The sequence below is a fragment of the Gordonia namibiensis NBRC 108229 genome (genome assembly GCF_000298235.1).
GTDB lineage: Bacteria > Actinomycetota > Actinomycetes > Mycobacteriales > Mycobacteriaceae > Gordonia > Gordonia namibiensis.
Genome location: NZ_BAHE01000059.1, coordinates 29351 through 50689, shown reverse-complemented (window position 1 = coordinate 50689; position 21339 = coordinate 29351). Strand labels below are relative to the sequence as shown.

At 68.2% G+C, this 21339-nt stretch carries 17 protein-coding genes; 5 read left to right on the top strand and 12 right to left on the bottom strand.

Annotated elements, in window-relative coordinates:
• Nucleotides 1-243: 243 nt before the first annotated feature.
• The 5 genes from GONAM_RS21410 to GONAM_RS21390 all read right to left on the bottom strand — a co-directional run bounded on the left by GONAM_RS21410 (nucleotide 244) and on the right by GONAM_RS21390 (nucleotide 7012).
• Complete coding sequence (locus tag GONAM_RS21410; protein ID WP_006868845.1) at nucleotides 244-1464, bottom strand: acetate kinase; 1221 nt, start codon at nucleotides 1462-1464, stop codon at nucleotides 244-246.
• A complete protein-coding gene (pta, locus tag GONAM_RS21405; RefSeq protein WP_006868844.1) occupies nucleotides 1461-3644 on the bottom strand; it encodes a phosphate acetyltransferase in 2184 nt (727 codons plus the stop codon). Before pta ends, GONAM_RS21410 begins: the two co-directional genes overlap by 4 nt.
• 16 nt (nucleotides 3645-3660) lie before the next feature.
• Nucleotides 3661-5307, bottom strand: coding sequence for an FAD-binding oxidoreductase (locus GONAM_RS21400; RefSeq protein ID WP_006868843.1), 1647 nt, complete (start codon nucleotides 5305-5307; stop codon nucleotides 3661-3663).
• Between the two features lie 7 nt (nucleotides 5308-5314).
• Complete coding sequence (locus GONAM_RS21395) at nucleotides 5315-5872, bottom strand: TetR/AcrR family transcriptional regulator (protein ID WP_006868842.1); 558 nt, start codon at nucleotides 5870-5872, stop codon at nucleotides 5315-5317.
• A gap of 84 nt (nucleotides 5873-5956) precedes the next feature.
• Nucleotides 5957-7012, bottom strand: a complete 1056-nt coding sequence (locus GONAM_RS21390) for a DMT family transporter (RefSeq protein ID WP_006868841.1) — start codon at nucleotides 7010-7012, stop codon at nucleotides 5957-5959.
• An 83-nt stretch (nucleotides 7013-7095) separates the two neighbouring features.
• Here GONAM_RS21390 and GONAM_RS21385 point away from each other — a divergent pair, with 83 nt between their 5' ends.
• Nucleotides 7096-7995: a LysR family transcriptional regulator gene (locus tag GONAM_RS21385; protein WP_051992638.1), complete on the top strand. Its 900-nt coding sequence runs from the start codon at nucleotides 7096-7098 to the stop codon at nucleotides 7993-7995.
• A 42-nt stretch (nucleotides 7996-8037) separates the two neighbouring features.
• Here the strand turns inward: GONAM_RS21385 and fgd are convergent, their stop codons facing one another.
• Nucleotides 8038-9048 (bottom strand): glucose-6-phosphate dehydrogenase (coenzyme-F420), encoded by a 1011-nt coding sequence (gene fgd, locus GONAM_RS21380; protein WP_006868839.1) that lies wholly within the window; start codon nucleotides 9046-9048, stop codon nucleotides 8038-8040.
• Nucleotides 9049-9231: 183 nt separating this feature from the next.
• On the opposite strand from fgd, the gene GONAM_RS21375 reads away from it, so the two are divergent.
• The gene (locus GONAM_RS21375; protein WP_040537161.1) at nucleotides 9232-11145 is read left to right on the top strand and encodes an ABC transporter ATP-binding protein; all 1914 of its coding nucleotides are present in this window, start codon (nucleotides 9232-9234) and stop codon (nucleotides 11143-11145) included.
• Between the two features lie 309 nt (nucleotides 11146-11454).
• Here GONAM_RS21375 and GONAM_RS21370 read toward each other — a convergent pair whose 3' ends face one another.
• Genes GONAM_RS21370 through GONAM_RS21360 form a run of 3 tightly spaced genes read right to left on the bottom strand, consistent with a single transcriptional unit; the run spans nucleotide 11455 to nucleotide 13146 of the window.
• A complete protein-coding gene (locus tag GONAM_RS21370; RefSeq protein WP_006868837.1) occupies nucleotides 11455-11736 on the bottom strand; it encodes a hypothetical protein in 282 nt (93 codons plus the stop codon).
• Between the two features lie 47 nt (nucleotides 11737-11783).
• A complete protein-coding gene (locus GONAM_RS23055) occupies nucleotides 11784-12236 on the bottom strand; it encodes a YidH family protein (protein ID WP_006868836.1) in 453 nt (150 codons plus the stop codon).
• Complete coding sequence (locus tag GONAM_RS21360; protein ID WP_006868835.1) at nucleotides 12172-13146, bottom strand: alpha/beta hydrolase; 975 nt, start codon at nucleotides 13144-13146, stop codon at nucleotides 12172-12174. Before GONAM_RS21360 ends, GONAM_RS23055 begins: the two co-directional genes overlap by 65 nt.
• Before the next feature lie 141 nt (nucleotides 13147-13287).
• Between GONAM_RS21360 and GONAM_RS21355 the strand changes: the two genes are divergently transcribed.
• Nucleotides 13288-17169: a Pls/PosA family non-ribosomal peptide synthetase gene (locus GONAM_RS21355; protein WP_006868834.1), complete on the top strand. Its 3882-nt coding sequence runs from the start codon at nucleotides 13288-13290 to the stop codon at nucleotides 17167-17169.
• A gap of 192 nt (nucleotides 17170-17361) precedes the next feature.
• Here the strand turns inward: GONAM_RS21355 and GONAM_RS21350 are convergent, their stop codons facing one another.
• The gene (locus tag GONAM_RS21350; RefSeq protein WP_006868833.1) at nucleotides 17362-17943 is read right to left on the bottom strand and encodes an HdeD family acid-resistance protein; all 582 of its coding nucleotides are present in this window, start codon (nucleotides 17941-17943) and stop codon (nucleotides 17362-17364) included.
• An 89-nt stretch (nucleotides 17944-18032) separates the two neighbouring features.
• Here GONAM_RS21350 and GONAM_RS21345 point away from each other — a divergent pair, with 89 nt between their 5' ends.
• The gene (locus GONAM_RS21345; RefSeq protein WP_006868832.1) at nucleotides 18033-18899 is read left to right on the top strand and encodes an acyl-CoA thioesterase domain-containing protein; all 867 of its coding nucleotides are present in this window, start codon (nucleotides 18033-18035) and stop codon (nucleotides 18897-18899) included.
• Nucleotides 18900-18965: 66 nt separating this feature from the next.
• Nucleotides 18966-20027, top strand: a complete 1062-nt coding sequence (locus GONAM_RS21340; RefSeq protein ID WP_006868831.1) for a glycoside hydrolase family 183 protein — start codon at nucleotides 18966-18968, stop codon at nucleotides 20025-20027.
• A gap of 80 nt (nucleotides 20028-20107) precedes the next feature.
• On the opposite strand, the gene GONAM_RS21335 is transcribed toward GONAM_RS21340, so the two are convergent.
• Nucleotides 20108-20839, bottom strand: a complete 732-nt coding sequence (locus tag GONAM_RS21335) for a DUF305 domain-containing protein (protein ID WP_006868830.1) — start codon at nucleotides 20837-20839, stop codon at nucleotides 20108-20110.
• A gap of 67 nt (nucleotides 20840-20906) precedes the next feature.
• Complete coding sequence (locus GONAM_RS21330; RefSeq protein WP_006868829.1) at nucleotides 20907-21332, bottom strand: hypothetical protein; 426 nt, start codon at nucleotides 21330-21332, stop codon at nucleotides 20907-20909.
• Nucleotides 21333-21339: the final 7 nt, after the last annotated feature.

Below are 21339 nucleotides of genomic sequence, written 5' to 3'. Positions count from 1 at the left end.
AGGCGAGGAGCTTGCGACGAGCCGTATCGAAACCAACCACTCGGCCAACGGAGGCATCGCTGGTTGAGTAGGCGAAGAGCTTGCGACGAGCCGTATCGAAACCAACTACTCGGCCAACGGAGCCATCGCTGGTTGAGTAGGCGAAGAGCTTGCGACGAGCCGTATCGAAACCAACTACTCGGCCGACGGAGCCATCGCTGGTTGAGTAGGCGAGGAGCTTGCGGCGAGCCGTATCGAAACCAACTACTCGGCCGACGAACTCTCCGCCACGAGCGCAGCCGACTGCCGGGCGATGGCGAGTTCCTCGTTGGTCGGGACCACCAGCACGTCGACGGCGCTGTCGTCGGCGGAGATCCGACGCGCCGACCGGTCGGCTGCGGCGTTGCGGTCGGGGTCGAGGACGATCCCGAATCGTTCCAGCCCTTCGAGCGCGTCCGCCCGGACACGCGCCGAGTTCTCGCCGACGCCCGCGGTGAAGGTGATCGCGTCGAGCTTGTCGAGGCCGAAGGTGTACGCGCCGAGGTAGTGCCGCAACCGGTGGATGTAGACGTCGTAGGCGCGGCGGGCGTCCTCGTCTCCGGCGTCGACCAGTTCGGTGATGGAACGGAAGTCGTTCTCGCCGCATAGACCTCGCAGCCCCGACTTCTGGTTCAGCAAGGTGTCGATCTCGTCCACGGACAGCTTGGCCACGCGGTTGAGGTGCAGCACCAGGCCGGGGTCGATGTCGCCGCTGCGGGTTCCCATCACCAACCCCTCCAGCGGGGTCATTCCCATGCTGGTGTCGACGGGTTGTCCGCCCGAGATGGCCGACGCCGACGCTCCGTTGCCGAGATGCAGCACGATCTGGTCGAGGTCGGCGGGGTCCTTGCCGAGGAACTCCGCGACGCGGCCCGACACGTACTCGTGGCTGGTGCCGTGGAATCCGTATCGCCGGATGGCGTGTTCGGCCGCCACCTCGCGGTCGATGGCGTAGATCGCAGCCGCGGCCGGCAGCCCGTGGAAAAAGGCCGTGTCGAACACCGCGACCGACGGCACGTCGGGGAGCAGGGTCCGGGCCGCTTCGATGCCCACCAGATTCGCCGGATTGTGCAGCGGCGCAAGGGTAGAGATCCGCTTGATCTCCGAGATGACCCAGTCGTCGACGAGGGTCGGCTCGTAGAACGACCGGCCGCCGTGCACCACACGGTGCCCGACGGCCGCGAGTCCGGCGTGTACGAGGTCGGTGCCGTTGTCGGCGAAGAACTGTTCGGCTCGCCGGACCGCCGTCAGATGGTCGGGCAGCGGCACCGACTCGGTGACCGTCTCCCCGTTCTGCTCATGGGTCATCGACGACCCGGCGTCGCCGATGCGTTCGGCGATCCCGTCCGCGATCACCACTCCGGTATCGGGCTGTACCAGTTGATATTTCAGCGACGAGGAGCCAGCGTTGAAGACGAGGACCGCCCCGGCGGTGTCGGCGCTCACCGCGCGTCTCCGACGGTGGCCGTGTCAGTGTCGACCTGCTGCGCCTGGATCGCGGTGATGGCCACCGTGTTGACGATGTCGGACACCAGTGCGCCCCGGCTGAGGTCGTTGATCGGCTTGTTGAGGCCCTGCAGGACCGGCCCGATCGCGACGGCACCGGCGCTGCGCTGCACCGCCTTGTAGGTGTTGTTGCCGGTGTTGAGGTCGGGGAAGATCAGGACGGTGGCCCGGCCGGCGACCGAGGAGTCGGGCATCTTGGTAGCCGCGACCGACGGTTCGACCGCCGCGTCGTACTGGATGGGCCCCTCGACGAGGAGCTCGGGCGCGCGCTGCCGGACGAGGCCGGTTGCGGTCTTGACCTTTTCGACGTCCGCTCCCGAGCCGGAGGTGCCGGTGGAGTACGACAGCATCGCCACTCGCGGCTCGATGCCGAAGGCCGCCGACGTCTCGGCCGACGAGATGGCGATGTCGGCGAGTTGTTCGTCGGTGGGGTCGGGCACGATCGCGCAATCACCATAGGCGAGAACCGTGTCGGCCAGGCACATGAAGAACACACTCGACACCGTGGAGACCCCCGGCTTGGTCTTGATGATCTCGAAGGCCGGCCGGATGGTGTGGGCGGTCGTGTGGGCCGCACCCGACACCATCCCGTCGGCGCGCCCGGTGTGCACCATCATGGTGCCGAAGTAGGAGACGTCGAGCATCTTCTCCTGTGCGCGTTCGAGATCCATGCCCTTGTGCTTGCGCAGATCGGTGTAGATCCGGGCGAACTCGTCCAGATACTCCGAAGTGGCCGGGTCGATGACGGTGGCCTCTGCGAGGTCCAGGCCGAGTTCGATCGCCCTCGCCTGCACGGCATCCGGGTCGCCGAGCAGTGTCAGATCGGCGACGCCGCGGCGGAGGAGTCTGCTCGCCGCCCGCAGGATGCGATCGTCGCCGCCCTCGGGGAGCACTATGTGCTTGCGCTGCGCCCGTGCCCGGGAGATGAGGCGGTACTCGAACATCTGCGGAGTGACGACCGACGGGACGTCGACATTGAGGTTGCGCATGACTACCTCGGGATCGACGTAGGTCTCCATCAGCGACAGCGCCGCCTCGATCTTGCGAGCCGATCCGGCGTTGAGTCGGCCACGGGTGTGGGCCGCGGTCCGCGCGGTGTCGTAGGTGCCGTGCGGGCAGCTGATGATCGGCAGCGTCGGCTTGAGCCCGCTCACGAGGGCCTCAATCATCGGGTGTGGTTTGAGCCCGCCATTGAGGATGATGCCCGACAGTCGCGGGAAGCCGTGCGCCGTATTGGCATTCACGAGTGCCAGGAGGACGTCGGAGCGGTCGGCGGGGGTGATCACGACCGTGCCGTCGGTGAGACGTTCCAGGATGTGTTCGACGGTCATGCCGCCCACCATCACCCGCAACGCCTCGTGGTCGAGGAGCTCCTCGTCGCCGCTGTACATGGTGGCGCCGAGCGCCTCCTTCAATTCGGCCATGGTGGGAGCGAACAGGATCGGCTCCTCGGGGAGGCACAGACTCGGCACCCCGATGCGGCGCAGCGTCGTCCGGATCTCGTCGAGTCGGTCCGGATCGCAGCGGTTCGCCACGATCGCGATCGGGGTGGCGTGGGCGGCGCCGACCTCGGACACCAACCCCGCGGCGAGATCGGCGATCTCGTCGGGAGACCGGTCGTTGGCCTTCAGCGCGATCACCATCGGGGCCGACAGATTGGCGGCGATGCGTGCGTTGAAGCTCAGCTCCGACGGGGTTCCGACGTCGGTGTAGTCCGAACCGACGATCACGACGCGGTCGCAGTGCGTTGCCAGCGCATGGAATCGGGCGACGATCTCACCGATGGCGGCGTCAGGATCCTCGTGGACCTGCTCGTAGGTCACGCCCAGGCAGTCCTCGTAGGGCACGTCCACCGAGTCGTAGTCGATCAGGAGGTCGAGCAGCGGGTCCCGCGCGTCGCCGTTGGCACGGATGATCGGGCGGAAGACGCCGACCCGGCCGCCGGTCGCCGCGAGCAGCGCCAACAGCCCCAGCGCCACCACCGATTTCCCGGTCTCCCCTTCGGCTGACGCGAGATAGATGCTGGTCGTCGACTCATCCGCACCACCTCCGTCCCCGGTGGTTCGATCTCCAGCGGCGGGGTCGGTAACGGCAGCGTCGGTGGCCATGCGCCCCAGCATAGTGGCGCCCCGGGATTCAGATCAGGATGCCGGGATTGCAGATGCCGTCGGGATCGACGGCTGCCTTCACCGCACGCAAGGCCTCGAGCGCCAGCGGGCCGATCTCGTCGTGGTAGGCGTCGCGATGGTCGCGGCCGATGGCGTGATGATGAGTGATGCTCGCGCCGGCGGCCCGGATCGCGTCGTTCGCCGCGGTTTTCGCCGCCGCCCACTCCGCGATCGGGTCGGCGCCGAACGGTGCGACCACGGTGAAGTACAGCGAGGCACCAGAAGAGTAGACGTGGCTGACGTGGCACATGACCAGCGGCGGTGTGCCCGACGCGGTGACATTCGGCCCGCTCGCTCCGCTTCCGGCGCCGGTCAACGTGTCGGTGATCGCGGCGGTGACCGAGGCGCGCAGCTCGTGCAGCTTCGACCAGTAGGTGACCGTCTCCAGCGTCTCGACCAGCACACCGGCGTCGAGGAGTGGATCGCGCAGGTAGGGGCCCGCGAAACGTCCTGTGCGCCAAGATTCTCCGGGTCCCGCTCCGAGCGCCGTGCCACCGGCGTCGACGAGCACCTCCGATGCGGCGTCGCGGCGTCGGAGCACCTCGCGCTCCTCGCCCTCATACCCCGTGACCACGAGGCAGCCCGTCGAATCGCCGCCGAGCTGAGCAGGATCGGCGAGATTGATCGCGGTCTCGACCTCGTCGGACAGGCGGATGACCGTGGGCAGCGGGCCGTCCTGGGCGAGGCGTCGCAGCGCGGTCGCACCGTCGGCGAAGGAGGCGAACCGCCAGCCGTCGAAGATCCGGGTCTTCGGGGCGGGACGGACACGCACGCGAACGCTGGTGATGACGCCGAAGGCGCCTTCGGAGCCGAGGATCAGCTGGCGGAGGTCGGGGCCGGCCGCGGACCGGGGTGCCGATCCGACCTCGATGGTGCCGCGGGGAGTTGCGAGCACAATTCCCTCGACCATCTCGTCGAAGCGGCCGAAACCCGCCGACGACTGACCCGCCGACCGGGTCGCCGCGTAGCCACCGATCCCAGCACCCTCGTAGGACTGCGGGAAGTGGCCGAGCGTCCAGCCCTGCTCGCGCAGAAGCGATTCGGCGGCACTCCCCCGAAGGCCGGCCTGGAGGGTGGCGATGCGGGAGATCTCGTCGATCTCGACGAGACGGTCGAGCCGACGGAGGTCGAGGCTGACCACGCCGTCGAACCCGGCACGATCGGGGGTGAGACCGCCCACGACCGAGGTCCCGCCGGTGAACGGCACGACCGCGACCTTAGCCTCGGCACAGATCTGCAGGATTCGCACGACCTCGTCGTGATCGACGGGATAGATCACCACGTCCGGGGCGTCGGAGGCATCGCCGTTGCGCAGCCGCAGCAGGTCGGGCGTCGAATAGCCCCGGGTGTGCTGGATGCGTGCGTCGTCGGAGCCGACGACGTGTTGGGCGCCGACGAGGGCCTCGAGGTCGGCGCGCACCGCGGACGGCAGGGTCGGCGCGGGCGGGGTGACCGCCTCCGGAGCGACGCCCCGGTCCTCGGCGGCGTCACCGGCCAGCGCGGCCGCGGCGGCGGGTAGCTCCGTGACGCGGGCCGGGTCGCCCCAGCGCGGCCGGCGCATCTCGACGACCGGGATCGCGGTCTCGTCCGCGGTGGACTCCTGTTGCCCGGTCATCGTGCGATCACTCCTCGTTCTTGACGACCGCCCGTACGACGAGGTCGGCGATCTGCTCGTCGGTGAGCGAACTGTCCGGGATGAGCATCAGCGAGTAGATCGTCCGCACCAGGAACTCCGCGGCCCCGCGCGGGTCCGGGACCAGCTGATCCCGGATCTGCGGATCGAGATCGGGCAGCGTCTGGTCGACGATCTGGTGGATGAGGGTGGGACCCGACGAGTCGCTCGTCGCGACCAGCGCCCGCACGATCTCCTCGGGCTCCTTCCGCAGCACGTACTGCAGCGCCTCGTGCTCACGGATGTAGGGCAGCACGTTCACGACCTGTGCCCGAACTTTGCCCGCGGCATCGGGTGCGGAGGCCGACCACTCCCGTAGCTTCACGCGCAGCAGGGAGACCTCACGGTCGACGATTGCCGCGACCAGCGCATTCCGTCCACCGAACATGCGGTAGGCGGTGGCCCGGGCGACACCTGCGTGACGCGCCACGGACGTCAGACTCAACGTCTTGGCACCGAAGCGGGAGACGAGTCCCACTCCGACGTCCACCATGCGGTCACGATCCATGCGGAGAACTTATCGAATCGGGATGGGGCGTGACCGTCCTGGTCGCCGTTGTCGAAGAAGAATCGCCACTTTGCATCGGTGGCGCTACGTGGAACTCCCGCTTCTGCCGGCGACACGGGGTTCCGACTCGAGGTCCGAACCGAGCGCCTCGTCGTTCACCGGGTGCGGACGAGGGCCGTCGACACGGCCGCCCCGGCGGCTGCGCGGCAGCAACTGACGGGCGATCGCGACACCACCGATGCACATCACGCCGCCGACGATCCCGACGCCGGTCGGCAGTTCGTCCAGCAGAGCCCAGGACATCAGGATGACGATCGCCGGGACCACGAGGGTGGTCGCGGCCATGGCGCCGGCATCGGTGCGGGCGAGCGCATACGCCCACGTCGAGAACGCGATCGCGGTGGGCCCGACCCCGAGGTAGATCACCGCGGCGATCGCGGAGGCATCGGCGTGCGCGAGTTCGGCGACGGCAGCCGGCGCGAACGGGAGCGTTGCGACGAGACCCGCGACCGCACCGAGCCAGGTCGCGGTCAACGCGTCGACGGAACGGAGCGCGGACTTCTGGATGAGGACGCCCGAGGCGTAGAGCACCGCGGCAGCGATCCCGAGGAGCACCCCGAGCCAGTCGGCATGTGCGTCGGCGGTGGCGGAACCTCCCGTGGCGATCAGCACGACGCCGGCGAACGCGATCGTCATGCCGATCACCAGATGCCGCGGGAACCCCTCGCCGAAGAAGAGACCAGCAGCGACGGCGACGAGGATCGGGGCCAGGTTCACCAGGAGCGCCGCCGTCCCGGCGTCGAGATGCTGTTCGGCCCAGTTCAGCAGGATGGTGTAGCCGGCGAACCAGGCGACGCCGTATGCGATGACCAACATCAAGGCGCGTCCACGTGGAAGCCAGGGGGTCAGTGGACGGTCGTCGGCGGTGCTGCGTCGCCGCAAACGCACCACCAGCATGATGACCGTGAGCGGGAGGACCGCCGCGAGCAATCGCAGGAACGCCATCGCCCCCGGTGAGAAGGAGTCGCCCAGCGCCCGGATGCCCACGAACGCCGACGCCCACAGCACCACGGTGATGAGGGCAGCCAACGCCGGGAGCGGGACACCGAGAGGGGCCGGGGACGAGGGGCGCGAGGTCATGTCAATCAGAGTCCGGCATGAACCACTTCAGGACAAGTGAAAGTTTCTACCGGTTTGTTAAGTCCGGCTGTATCGTCAATCTCATGGTCGACATCCACCGGCTTCGTGTTCTGCGCTCGGTCATCGGCGAGCGTTCCATCGGCGGGGCGGCCAACGCCCTGGGATACACGCCGTCGGCGGTGAGCCAGCACATCGCCGCCCTTCAGCGCGAGACCGGATTGACCCTGGTGGAACGTGATGGACGCGGCATCGTGCCCACCGAGGCCGGCACCATCCTCGCTGCCGAATCCGAGGGGGTGTTCGAGGAACTGTCCCGGGTGGACGGGCTGATCTCGGAACTACGCGACGGGCGGCTCGGGCAGTTGCGCATGAACTACTTCGCTTCCGCGGGGGCCGCCTGGATTCCGCCGATCGTGGCCACGATCTCGCGGGAGTTCCCCGGTCTGCGCCTCGATCTGCGACTCATCGAGCTCGTCTCGGCGGCCACGGCCTCGCCGGATGTGGAGATCTACGTCGAGGACACCGAGCGACCCGTTCCGGACCCCGCCGGCTTCTTCAGTCGGCCGCTGACCTCAGACCCGTATCACGCTGTGGTTCCGACTGATTCGGCGTGGACGGAGTACGACTCGGTGACTCTGCGGGAGCTGTCCCAGGTGCCCTGGGTCGACAACGACGTCGCGCGCGGCCCGTGCCGTCAAGCACTCCTCAGCGCGTGCACATCCGTCGGCTTCGTCCCCGACTTCAGCATCGAGACACAGGACTACCCGACGGCGATCCGCTTCGTCGCCGCCGGCGTCGGCCTCACGGTGGTACCGCAGCTCGCTCTGACCGACCTGCCCGCGGGCGTGGTGGCGATCCCCATCGTCGACCCCACGCCAACCCGTGCGATCCGGGTGCGTGTGCGCCAGAGCGCACACGACCTACCGCCGGTCCAGCGGGTGTTGGAACTCCTCGACGCCGCGGTCCTGCAACCGATCTCGTAGCGATAATGGGGTTATGGCGCCCACTATCGCTACGAAATCCGACTAGCCGAGCTTGCGCAGGCGTGGTTCGAGGTCGCGCTGGAAGTTCTCCAGGAAGCGACGCTGATCGTGACCCGGAGCGTGGAAGACGAGGTGGTTGAGTCCGGCGTCGGTGTAGAACTTGACCTTCTCGACGGCCTCGTCGGGATCAGAGGCGACGATCCAGCGCTTGGCGACCTGCTCGATCGGCAACTCGTCGGCGAGACGTTCCATCTCGGTGGAGCTGTTGACGCTGTGCTTCTGCTCGGGGGTCAGGGACAGCGGCGCCCAGAAACGCGTGTTCTCCAGCGCCAGTTCGGGATCCGGATCGTAGGAGATCTTGATCTCGATCATCTTGTCGATGGCGTCGAAGTCGCGTTCGGCCTTCTCCGCACCTTCCTTGACCGCAGGCAGCAGCTTCTCGGTGTAGAGCTCGGCACCCTTGCCCGAGGTGCAGATGAAGCCGTCGCCGGAGCGACCCGCATAGCGTGCGACGACCGGCCCACCGGCGGCGACGTACACCGGGATCGGTTGTTCCGGAACGTCATACATGTAGGCGCCCTGCGTGTGGTAGTACTCGCCGTCGAAGTTGACCTCTTCGCCGGTCCACAGTTCGCGCATGAGCTTGATCGACTCGCGCAGGCGGGCGAAGCGCTCCTTGAACTCGGGCCACTCGCCCTGGAATCCGGTGGCGTACTCATTGAGGGCCTCGCCGGTGCCGACGCCGAGCATGATGCGGCCCGGGTACATGCAGCCCATCGACGCGAAGGCCTGGGCGATGACGGCCGGGTTGTAGCGGAAGGTCGGGGTCATGACCGACGTGCCGATCTGGACGCGCTTGGTGCGCTCCCCGACGGCCGCCATCCACGCGAGCGAGAAGGGCGCGTGGCCGCCGTTGTGCCGCCACGGCTGGAAGTGGTCGCTCACCGCGACGGAGTCCAGCCCGTGCTCTTCGGCTGCGACCGCGATCTCCACCAGCTCGCGCGGATCGAACTGCTCCGCCGACGCCTTGAAACCGAGTTTGAGTTCTGCCATGAGCCTCGCCCCTAACCGTCGGCCGTGCCGACCTTTCCCCGGTCGATCCGCTGATCGTGATCGCCGCTGTGACCTCAGTAACCAAACTAGAGCATCGACGAGAGCGCTGACCTTCCCGTCCGATTCGGGCATCCCGCCGCACGATTGGACCTCAAGTGAACTTTAAGTTCTACCCTGGGCGACATGAGTATGGAGTCGGTCGCCTGGGACATGATGTACAAGTCGTCGACCTCGCCGGACGGTAAGCGGTTACGGGGAGATCGGCGCGCGACGCTGCGGCGGATCGGCGGGTTCGCGAGCCCCCACCGACGCCGGATCGCACTGTTCCTGGTGCTGTCGGTGTTCACCGCAGTCCTGACCGTGGTGACCCCGCTCCTCGCCGGACGCGTCGTCAACCTCATCACCGACAACGGCGCCGAGTCGATGATCGTCGGGCTGGCGGTGGCGATCGCACTGATCGCGGTCGCCGAGGCCGCAGCAGGCATCGGTGTCCGTTGGTTGTCGTCGAACATCGGTGAAGGTCTCATCCTCGATCTGCGGCGCGCGGTCTTCGACCATGTCCAGCGCATGCCGGTCGCCTTCTTCACCCGGACCCGGACCGGTGCTCTGGTGAGCCGGCTCAACAACGACGTGATCGGTGCGCAGCGAGCCTTCAGCGACACCTTGTCCGGTGTGGTGTCCAACTTCGTGACGCTCACCCTGACACTCGGCGTGATGATCTACATCAGTTGGCAGATCACGATTCTCGCCCTGGTGTTGCTCCCGGTGTTCGTGATCCCGGCACGTCGGATGGGAGGCCGGATGGCCGCCCTGTCGCGGGAGGCGGCCGAGCACAACGCCCGCATGTCGACCCAGATGACCGAGCGGTTCTCCGCACCCGGCGCCACCCTGGTGAAACTGTTCGGACGGCCCGACCTGGAATCCCGCGAGTTCGCCGATCGCGCGGATCGCGTGCGCGACATCGGCGTCCGGCGCGCCATGCTGCAGGCCTACTTCTTCACGGCGCTGACCCTCGTGTCGGCACTCGCCCTCGCACTGGTCTACGGCCTCGGCGGATGGTTTGCGGTGCACGAACATCTGTCGGCGGGCGCGGTCGTGTCCCTCGCACTGCTGCTGACCCGGATGTACGCGCCGCTCACCGCCTTGGCGAACGCCCGCGTCGAGATCATGAGCGCGCTGGTCAGTTTCGAGCGCGTCTTCGAGGTCCTCGACCTGACCCCGCTGATCGTCGACGCCCCGGATGCCCGCCCGGTGCCCGGTACCGAGAGCGGTCGGCCGATGCCGGTGTCGGTCCGCTTCGATGACGTGTCCTTCGCCTACCCGTCGGCCGACAAGGTCTCGCTGGCGTCACTGGAAGAGGTTGCGCAGCTAGACAACCGGGCCGGGCAGACGGTTCTGCACCATGTGGATCTCGACGTCCCGGCGGGCAGCATGGTGGCCCTGGTCGGTAGTTCGGGTGCCGGCAAGTCGACCATCGCCAGTCTCGCAACTCGGCTCTACGACGTCGATGAGGGCTCGGTCCAGCTCGCCGGCGTCGACATCCGGGACCTGCAGATCGCGTCCGTGCATCGCACCGTCGGACTGGTCACGCAGGACGGACATCTCTTCCACGACACCATCCGAGCCAATCTCGTTCTCGCACGGCCCGACACCTCCGACGAGGAGATCTGGGAGGCGCTGCGTCGAGCACGCCTCGAGGAACTGGTCCAGTCGTTGCCCGACGGCCTCGACACCATCGTCGGCGAACGCGGTTACCGACTCTCCGGCGGTGAGCGGCAGCGAATGACCATCGCCCGCCTACTGCTCGCACAGCCGTCGGTGGTGATCCTCGACGAGGCGACCGCGCACTTGGATTCGACCTCGGAGGCGGCGGTTCAGGAAGCATTGGGCGAGGCCCTCGAGGGCCGCACCTCGATCGTCATCGCCCACCGGCTCTCGACGATCCGCGCCGCCGACCAGATCGTGGTGCTCGAAGCGGGTCGCGTCGTCGAACGCGGTGATCATCCGACGCTCCTCGCGCGCAACGGTCGCTACGCCGAGCTCTACCGCACTCAGTTCGCCGACGACGGGGACGAGGACGACCCGCTCACGGCATGACCGCGCAGCGACGCAACCACCGCTGCTCGATCGAGACCAGCGACCCGACCACCGCCGCCCGATCGAGACCAGCGACCCGACCACCGCTGCCTGAGGTGTGAGGAGCGCAAGCGACGAGCCACGAAGGCCTGGCGAGATGACGTTGCCAGCCCTTCGTGGCTCGCTTCGCTCGCACCTCAGGGAGCGGGGGGTGGCGTTCGCCGCACCTCAGGGAGCGGGGGGTGGCGTTCGCCCACACCTCAGGGAGCGGGAGGTGGCGTCCACTCGCACCTCAGGGAGCGGTGAGTGGCGTCCCTCAGGGATCGGGGGCTACTGCTCGTCTTCGAGATCGTCGAAGTTGTCGATCAGCGGACGACGCGGACGCTTGGTGTCCTTGGCGCGCTCCATTCGGCGGCGACGGAACTGCATCGCGATCAGCACGATGTTGACCACGATGATGGCGATGCCGACAGCCACCCAGAACCAGCGTCCGTCGCGCCACCAGTCGACGGTCAGCCAGCCCAGGCACACGATGAGGATGGTCGCGCCGATCATGGTCATCGTCGTCGACACGGTCTGCGCGCCGCGGGCGAAGTCGGGGCCGGTACTCACGGGAACTCCTGGATAGAACGGTTGCTGGCGATCGGGTCTGGACTCGATCACGTCTGAACTACGACGACGACCGCGATCAGTATGGCCACCACCACTATCGCAGTGACGACGAAGAGGATCTGGGCCGGGCCCGGCATCTGCCCGCCGCGTTGCAACACACGCATCGTGCGACGCCAGCGCCAGGCACCGATCACCGCGAGGGAGCACCCCAGGGCGACGAGGACGAGCCCCAGGACCAGTTCGAGGACCGGATTGTCGATGTCGGGGGCCAGGTAGACGATCGCCATCCCGGCGGCCATGAACCCGAGGGCGGTGCGCACCCACGCGAGCAGTGTGCGCTCGGCGGCGAGGGTGAAACGTGCGTCGACCGCGCCGGGTGGGGCGGCAGGTGCGGCGGGCGACGCCGCACGCTTGCCGGGTCCGGCGCCTGCTCCGTCAGCCGGCCCGTTGGTCCTCTCGGTCGTCAGCGCTCTTGCCCTCTCGTATCGCCTGCTTCGCAAATGCCGCGGTCACCTGGATCGCGTGAACGGTCTCCGGGTGATGTGAGGTCAGCACCGGGAACGCGTGTACCTGCCAAGCGTAGCTGTGGGCGAGGGCCTCGATGCCGGCCTCGTCGAGGGTCTCGATCAGGCCGATGACGTCCGGTTCCAGCATCTCGCCCTCGGCGGTGACCATGACCGTCGGAGGGAACTCGGTCGGGTCGAGGTCGGCGATGCGGCGCACCCCGGTCAGCGGTACAGGACCGCGATCGAACTGGGGTGCCAGCTTGGCCATCTTCGACTTCGGGAGGTAGGCGTCGGACTTGCTGGACCGGTCCGGGTTGGTACCCAGGTCGACGTCGAGCAGCGGGGAGAAGCCGATGAGTGCGGCCGGAGCGGGGAGTCCGCGTTCGACGGCGGCCTCGACGACCTTCGCCGCCAGGAATCCGCCCGCCGAGTCACCGGCGACGATGACCCGCCGGTAGTGGCGGTCGTTGATGAGTTCGGCATAGGCGTCGACGGCGTCGGCCACCGACGCGCCTACACCGGCCTGCGGCAACTGCCGGTATTCGAGCGAGAAGACCGGGACCTCACAGGCCTTGGCCAGTCGCGCGGCGATGGAACGGTGTGTACCCAGACCGCACACCACGAAGGCCCCACCGTGGAGGTACAGCATCGCCGTGTCGCTGTCGCGGCGCGAGGGGCCGGCCGGAATGGCCAGTTCGGTGGAACGCCCGGCGAGTGTCAGCTGCTCGCGCACCACGCCGCGGGGCTTGGGGCCCACGGCGACGACACGGTCGATGAGGAACAGCCCGGCCATGCCCGCCGTGTTGATCGGCCACAGGGTGAGCAGCGGCTTCAGGAACACACGGGAGCCGAACCAGATGGGATACGACAGGAGGCTCGGCCGCCGGTGGTGAACGATGGGCATGGGATTCCTCCTGGTCTCAGCCGAAGCTACACCCCGGCACCCCCCGTATAACCGGTAAACGCCGAGCAAAACATTCATCCAGCCGCGGTCTGCGGGCCACCCGGGTCGCTATATTCTCGAACCCGTGACAAGACGGTGGCCGTGACGCAGGTGCAGATCCCTCCGCAGTTCCTGTTGTCCGCGCAGGCAGACGATCCGCGGACCCTGTGCGACGTCCTCACCGCGACCGCCCGGGCACACCCCGATGCTCCCGCGATCGACGACGGCGACGTCACCCTCACCTACGGCCAGCTGCTGGCCCTGATCCGACGCACCGTCGCCCGTTTCGCCGAGGTCGGCGTCGGCCACGGAAGCCGCGTCGGCATCCGGATGCCCTCCGGCTCGCGTGACCTCTACGTCGCCATCCTGGCCACCCTCTACGCCGGCGCCGCCTACGTCCCCGTCGACGCCGACGACCCCGACGAGCGCGCCGAACTCGTGTTCGGGGAGGCCGGTGTCGATGCCATCGTCGACGCAGACGGCCCTCGCCCGGCGAAACCCGCCGCCGGGACCGCCAGCGCTCCGGCACGGCCGACCCCCGACGACGACGCGTGGATCATCTTCACCTCGGGCTCCACGGGAACGCCGAAGGGCGTGGCGGTCACCCACCGGAATGCGGCGGCCTTCGTCGACGCCGAGGCACACATGTTCCTCCCCGACGAGCCGATCGGGCCCGGTGACCGTGTCCTGGCCGGCCTCTCGGTGGCCTTCGACGCCTCGTGCGAGGAGATGTGGCTCGCCTGGCGCAACGGCGCCTGCCTCGTCCCGGCACCCCGATCGCTGGTGCGCAGCGGGATGGACCTGGGCCCGTGGCTGGTGGCCCGCGACATCACCGTCGTCTCGACCGTGCCGACCCTGGCCTCGCTGTGGCCGCCGGAGGCCCTGGAAGCGGTGCGGCTGTTGATCTTCGGCGGCGAGGCCTGCCCACCCGAGCTCGCCGACCGCCTGGCCGTGCCCGGTCGCGAGGTCTGGAACACCTACGGCCCCACCGAGGCAACGGTCGTCGCGTGCGCCGCCCTCCTCGGCGACCCTGGCTCGGTACGCATCGGATTACCTCTGCGCGGTTGGGATCTCGCGGTCGTCGACACCGACGGCAACCCCGTCACCGAGGGCGAGGTCGGCGAGCTGGTCATCGGCGGCGTCGGGCTGGCCCGCTACCTCGACCCGGCCAAGGACGCCGAGAAGTATGCGCCGATGCCCACGCTGGGCTGGGAACGCGCTTACCGCAGCGGCGATCTCGTACGGCTCGATCCCGCGGGACTGATCTTCATGGGTCGCGCCGACGACCAGGTGAAGGTCGGCGGGCGGCGCATCGAACTCGGTGAGATCGACAACGCCCTGCAGAATCTGCCCGGTGTGAGCGGAGCTGCTGCCGCGGTGCGCAAGTCCGCGGCGGGCAACAGCCTGCTCGTCGGTTATCTCGTCTCCGCCGACCCCGACTTCGACGTCTCGGCAGCACACGCCGAACTCACCCGTCACCTGCCCGCCGCGATGGTCCCCACCCTCGCCCTCGTCGACGAACTGCCTACGCGCACTTCGGGAAAGGTTGATCGTGATGCGCTGCCCTGGCCTCTGCCGGGCAGCAGCAGACCAGTGGATGACGACGTCGAACTCGGCGAGACCGAGCTGTGGCTGGCCCAGCTGTGGACCGATGTGCTCGGCATCCAGATCACCCACCCCGACGTGGACTTCTTCGCGGAGGGCGGTGGTTCGCTCGCGGCCGCACAGCTGGTGACGGCGATCCGCGGACGCCACCCGGACATCTCGGTCGCCGACCTCTACGACCATCCCCGGCTCGGGTCGATGGCGGAGATGCTCGACGCGCGCCGCCCGGCGACCAGCATCGTCGAACGCGATGTCGCACCCACGCCACGTGCGACGGGTCTCGCCCAGCTCGCACTGACCGTTCCGCTGACGACCCTGACCGGTCTGCAGTGGGCGACCTGGCTCGGTGTGCTGAACAACCTGGGGGTCGTCGTGGCCGACCGGTTGGATCGTTCGGTCCCGTGGCTGGTCGAGGTGAACTGGTGGGTCCTGCTCGTGGCCTTCCTGGTCTTCATCACCCCGCCCGGCCGGATGTGTATCGCCGCGTTGGGTTCCCGCCTGCTCCTCTCGGGCGTCACGCCGGGTGACCACCCGCGCGGCGGCGGCGTGCACATGCGTCTGTGGGTGGCCGAACGGCTCCTCGATGCGAGCGGCGCGGCGAACCTGTCCGGTGCGCCGTGGATGATCTACCTCGCCCGGGCGCTCGGGGCCCGGATCGGCCGCGACGTCGACCTGCACACGATCCCGCCGGTCACCGGACTGCTGACGGTCGGTGAGGGCGCGTCGGTGGAGCCGGAGGTCGACCTCGCCGGCTGGTGGATCGACGGCGACGTCGTCCACATCGGTGAGATCGCGATCAAGCGCGGGGCGTCGATCGGTGCGCGGTCGACACTCATGCCGGGGGCGGTCGTCGGACGCGACGCCGTCGTCGCACCCGGCTCGGCGGTGTTCGGCCGGGTGAAGGCGCGTCAGCACTGGGCCGGCTCACCCGCGATCAAGATCGGCAAGGCCGCGCACCCGTGGCCCGACCACCGGCCGCCGCGCGCGCGGGCCTGGGTACCGATCTACGGACTGTCGTCGCTGGTGCTGGCCGCGATCCCGCTGATCTCGCTGGCGGCGGGCCTCGCCGTCATCGGCCTGTGGGCCCTGTCGGCAGCTCGGTTGCGCGACGTCGCGATCCGCGCCGTGATCCTCCTGCCGGCGGCGACCCTCACCAGCCTCGCCGTCTTCGCCGCGATCACCGCCGGACTGGTGCGACTGGCATCCCTGGGCCTGAGCACCGGCTACCACCCGGTGCGGTCGCGAGTCGGCTGGCAGGTGTGGCTGACCGAACGCCTCCTCGACGCCGCCCGCACCTACCTGTTCCCGCTCTACGCGAGCCTGCTCACGCCGACCTGGTTCCGCGTGCTGGGCGCCAAGGTGGGCAAGGGCACCGAGATCTCGACGGCACTGGTGCTGCCGCGGTTCACCATCATCGGCGACGGCGCCTTCCTGGCAGACGACACGATGGTCGCGTCGTATGAACTCGGCGGTGGTTGGCTACACATCGACGAGGCGAAGATCGGCAAGCGCTCGTTCCTCGGCAACTCGGGGATGACCGGCCCGGGCCGCAAGGTGCCCAAGAACGGCCTGGTGGCAGTCCTGTCGGCGACGCCGAACCGAGCGAAGTCGGGGTCGAGCTGGCTGGGCAGTCCCCCGGTTCGCCTGCGCCGCACCGCCGCCGAGACCGACACCTCACGCACCTTCGATCCGCCGACGAAGCTGAAGGTTGCGCGTTCGGTCATCGAGACCCTGCGCCTCGTCCCGGTGATGGTGTCCTTCGGGCTCGGCGTCGGCATGCTGATCGCGCTGCAGTCTGTGGCCGTCCACGTGCACTACGGCGTCGCCGCGCTGGTCAGCGGGCTGCTGCTGCTCGGGATCGGCGCTGTAGCCTGTGGCACCGCAGCCGCCGCGAAATGGCTTGTCGTCGGCCGCATCACCGTCGGCGAGCACCCGCTGTGGAGCTCCTTCGTCTGGCGCAACGAACTGTCCGACGCCTTCGTCGAGACCGTGGCCGCACCGTGGTTCGCCAACGCCGCCACCGGGACACCGATTCTCAACCTGTGGCTGCGGCTGCTCGGCGCCCGGATCGGACGTGGCGTCTGGTGTGAGACCTACTGGCTACCCGAGGCCGATCTGGTCAGCCTCGGCGACGGTGCGACCGTCCAGCGCGGCTGCGTCGTCCAAACACATCTGTTCCACGACCGCGTGATGGCCATCGACCGCGTCACCCTCGATGCCGGTGCGACGCTCGGCCCGCACTGCGTCGCCCTTCCGGCGTCGGGGCTCGGCGAATCGGCAACCGTCGGACCGGCTTCGCTGGTCATGCGCGGCGACGTCGTGCCCGCCCACACCCGCTGGCAGGGCAATCCCATCGCCCCCTGGCCGGCGGCTGATTAGTTCGGTCCATCAGGGAACGCGCACGCAACCCCCGATCCCCGAGGTGCGCGCGCACGGCCCCGCTCCCCGAGGTGCGCGCCCACGGCCCCCGCTCCCTGAGGTGCGAGCGAAGCGAGCCACGAAGGGCTGGCGACCCTACCTCACCAGGGGCTTCGTGGCTCGTCGCTATCGCTCCTCGGCAGGCCGTGTGGATCAGACCGCAGGCTCGGCCGGGGCCTCGACCTTCTTCGGCAGCGTCAGCAGAGTGGCGATCGACAGTGCGACCAGCATGATGCCGCCGACCCAGGTCAGGACCTGGAGCGAGAAGACCGGCAGGATGATCATCACGATGCCGGCGATCACGGAGATGACGCCGGAAAGGATCAGGAACCAGGTCGGGCTGTGGCCGGACTTGGTGACCGCGCCGTAGAGGTCGGCGACGCCCTGGAAGATCCAGCCGATGCCGATGAACACGGCGAGCAGCCACAGCGCATCACCGGGACTGAAGACCGCGATGACACCGGCGATCAACACGATCGCACCCACGATGCCGAGCAGCACACGGGTTCCCGTACTCAGGAACGACGCCGCGAACGCCTGGTAGATGCGGAAGATACCGGCGATGATCAGCGAGATCGCGAACAGGATCGCGACCACGACGATGGTCGGGCCGGGCCAGAGGATGGCGACGATGCCGAGCACGATGCCGACGATCGAGGTGAGGATCAGGGCCGTCCGGACGGCGCCGATCAGTTCATCAGGGAAATGCTTCGTGTACGCCGTCGCGAATGTCATGGTCGAAGGTTATCGCCCGGAGGGCCGTAACACGCTGTCCTTGAGGGCCTGTGGCACAAACTGATACTCGTACGGGTAGTAAGTATCGAATGACCTCCATCGCGTTCTTCGAGAGGGCCGACGAGCCGTCCGGCGAGATCCGGTACCGCCCGACCACATTCGCAGCGAGTCTCTGGGCTCCCGGAACCCTCAACGGTCCGGCGGTGTGCGCACTCGCCGCCCGGGCGGTCGAGGTGGAATTCGGCACGGAAGAGTTCCTGCCCGCTCGGTGCACGATCGATCTGTTCAAGGCCGCCCGTGACGTTCTCACCTCTACCCGCACGCGACTCGTCCGTTCCGGCGGGCGCATCCGCGTCGTCGATGTGGAGATCGTCCAGCATCCGGATGGCGCCGACGAGGTGGTCGTCGCGCGCGGGACGACAGTGTTCCTGCGAACGTCGACCAACCCTCCGGGCGAGCGGTGGCATCGGCCGCCGGAGGCGGTCACCTTTCATCCGCCGGCGACCACCGGCGACGACCTCGCACCGCGATTCGCCTCCGATGCACCGGACGGTGGGCTCGGTGAGTGGCAGCGCGACATGTCCGGGCACCAGAACGGTCACCGCAAGCGGATCTGGACCCGTGCGGCCCCGATCGTGCCGGGCGAGGAGCCGACACCATTTCAGCGCGCGGTGGTCAGCGCCGAGTCGGCGAGCCTGGTCTCGAACTGGGGTGATACCGGCATCGGTTTCATCAATTGCGATCTCACCGTCGCGCTGAGCCGTCTGCCGCACGGGGAACGCGTCGGCGTCGAGGCGGACGTCCACATCGAGGACGACGGGGTCTCGGTGAGCAACGCCGGCCTCTACGACGCCGACGGCATGTTCGGGACGGCGCTCGTCACGGCGGTCAACAACGCTGCCGCCCAGATCGACTTCACCACGGTGGACACCTCCGAGCGGTATCGCGAAGCCTGAAAAGACCGTATTTAGCCAGGTGAAATACCTCCCACCGGGCTCTCAGGTCTTGATAAGGTCACGCCCATGACACGACGCCTTCATCGGCTTCTCCTGGGTCTCGTCGTCTCGACCCTCGCGTTCGCCCTGACGTCGACGCTGGCCTCACCGGCGCAGGCCGGCAACGTCGCGGGTCCGGCGAGCATCGTCAACCGCCTCACGGGCCCGTTCGCCATGAACGACACCATCGGCCGCTACAACATCGTCGGCACCGACCTGGGCGTCATATGGGACAACGGCCGAGGCGAGATCCTCACCGCCTTCGGCGACACCCAGTCGTTCAACGGCTGGTCACTGCTCTACGGCCAGCTGTACTACTGGCGGTCCAACGTTCTGCTGCGCAGCACCGACCGCAACCTGGCCGACGGCATGACGTTCACCTCGCACGCCGGCCGCCCCGGCCACGCCAAGCGCCTGCTGAAGCCGAATGTGCGCAAAGAGGTCACCATCATCCCGACCGCGGGTGTCGCCGCCAACGGCAAGCAGTACATGACCGTCATGTCGGTCAAACGGTGGGATTCGCCGGGCATCTGGACGACCAACTGGTCGGGCCTGGTCGTCTCCGACGACAACGGGGAGAACTGGCGCGCCCTCAACGCCTTCCGCCCGAACGGCGGCGGCAACAAAAAGTTCCAGATGGGCGCCTTCCTCAAGGTCGGCAAGACCGTCTACTACTACGGCACCCCCGATGGCCGCTGGGGCAGCGTCTATCTCGCCCGGGTCGACGAGAAGGACATCGAGAACCTCGGCAAGTGGGACTATTTCTCCTACGGCCGCTGGGTCCGCAACAACCCCGGCGCGGCCACCCCGGTGATGGGTGCGCCGACCGGCGAGATGTCGGTCGCCTGGAACGACTACCTCGGCAAGTACATCTCGCTGGCCAGCCAGGACATCGGCGTGACGCTTCGTACCGCCGACAAGCCTTGGGGTCCTTGGACTTCCGGCGAGCTGGTGGCACCGTCGGCGGACCCCTACACCGGTTACGCGCCGTACATCCACCCGTGGTCGAAGGGCAGCACCCTGTACTTCACCTACTCGATCTCGATCGGCTATCAGGTCTACCTGATGAGGTTGCCGCTCAAGCGATGACGCCTGCGAGGTGGGGCGGTTCGGGGATCTCTTCGTACCGCCCCACCTCGCTTTCACGGTGTCAGTTCTGGGTCACGGCGTCAGTTCTGACCCAGCATCGCCCGCATCTGGTCGATCTCGGCCTGCTGCGTCGTCCTGACCTGTGTGGCAAGGGTTCTGGTCGCCGGGTCGGTGCCGTTGGCCAGCACCTCGTCGGCCATCGCGATCGCGCCCTCGTGGTGCCTGATCATGCCCTCGAGCCACAGTCGGTCGAACTCCCCGCCGCTCGCCTGACGGACCGCCGCCATCTGCTCGGCGGACATCATTCCCGGCATGTTCCCGTGGCCCGTGTTCCCCTGCCCCATGTTCCCGTGGCCCATGTCCCCGTGATCCATGTCCCCGTGATCCATGTCGTCCCCGTGATCGGAGTCCCCGTCGTCGTCCATGTGTCCGGTCACCGGCACACCCCACGACTTCAAACGTGCTGTCATCTGGTCGATCTCGTCGTCCTGCGCGTCCTCGATGGTGTCGGCGAGGGTGATCAGTTCGCGGTTCTGCGTCCGGCCCTCGACGAGGTCGGCCATCATCACCGCCTGCCGGTGGTGGCCGACCATCTCGGTGGTGAACTCGACGTCCGCGTCGTTGTGCTCCGCGGCGGGCGACTGGCCCGGCGCAGATGCGTCGGCAACGGACGACGCCGGGCGGTCGGCCGAGGTGCCACCGGAAGGCGAGTCGTCGGTTGAACACCCGGCGAGCGCGAGTGCGAGCGCGGCGCCGACGGCGGTTCCGAACGCGGCGCGGCGTCGGAGAGTTGCATTGTGCTGTACAGACATTGGATTCCTCGCTGAGAGTTTTCGGGTATGACGACGTGGCGGACCCGGCGGGTCCGCAGCCGTCTCCTCAGCAGCGGATCACCTGCAATTGCAGATGGTTTCGGATCGCCCACGGGGGCGGACGCCCCAGGACGGAACCGCCCCGACGGGCCGGAAGGTACAGCCCGGCCACCGACAGGGACAGGAATGCCCAGACGAGTAGGACGAGGACCACGGGCGGGATGTCGACGCCGGCGGCGCGGGTGAACACACACGCATGGTCGTGGTCGCCGCAGTCGTCACCGGACATCGACGGAGGCTCGCCCATCACCGCGGCGGGCGCCATCTGCGCGTGTCCGACTGCGTGATGACCGGCGTGACCGGGGTCGGCACCGGGTTGACCGGGCGCCGTGCCCGGACCCGCGATCACGGTGTGCATGAGGATCACCGCGAGCGCGAGAGGAAGTATCAGCCCCCGGAAGCAGGTGGCAGTCCGGGGCGCGGGCCGGCTCACCCGTCCC

Coding starts and splice junctions, on each gene's coding strand:
- GONAM_RS21385 (WP_051992638.1), top strand. CDS start 7,096: ATGGTCGACATCCACCGGCTTCGTGTTCTGCGCTCGGTCATCGGCGAG.
- pta (WP_006868844.1), bottom strand. CDS start 3,644: ATGCTGGGGCGCATGGCCACCGACGCTGCCGTTACCGACCCCGCCGCT.
- GONAM_RS21400 (WP_006868843.1), bottom strand. CDS start 5,307: ATGACCGGGCAACAGGAGTCCACCGCGGACGAGACCGCGATCCCGGTC.
- fgd (WP_006868839.1), bottom strand. CDS start 9,048: ATGGCAGAACTCAAACTCGGTTTCAAGGCGTCGGCGGAGCAGTTCGAT.
- GONAM_RS21340 (WP_006868831.1), top strand. CDS start 18,966: ATGACACGACGCCTTCATCGGCTTCTCCTGGGTCTCGTCGTCTCGACC.
- GONAM_RS21350 (WP_006868833.1), bottom strand. CDS start 17,943: ATGACATTCGCGACGGCGTACACGAAGCATTTCCCTGATGAACTGATC.
- GONAM_RS21395 (WP_006868842.1), bottom strand. CDS start 5,872: ATGGATCGTGACCGCATGGTGGACGTCGGAGTGGGACTCGTCTCCCGC.
- GONAM_RS21335 (WP_006868830.1), bottom strand. CDS start 20,839: ATGTCTGTACAGCACAATGCAACTCTCCGACGCCGCGCCGCGTTCGGA.
- GONAM_RS21360 (WP_006868835.1), bottom strand. CDS start 13,146: ATGCCCATCGTTCACCACCGGCGGCCGAGCCTCCTGTCGTATCCCATC.
- GONAM_RS21375 (WP_040537161.1), top strand. CDS start 9,232: ATGAGTATGGAGTCGGTCGCCTGGGACATGATGTACAAGTCGTCGACC.
- GONAM_RS21390 (WP_006868841.1), bottom strand. CDS start 7,012: ATGACCTCGCGCCCCTCGTCCCCGGCCCCTCTCGGTGTCCCGCTCCCG.
- GONAM_RS21345 (WP_006868832.1), top strand. CDS start 18,033: ATGACCTCCATCGCGTTCTTCGAGAGGGCCGACGAGCCGTCCGGCGAG.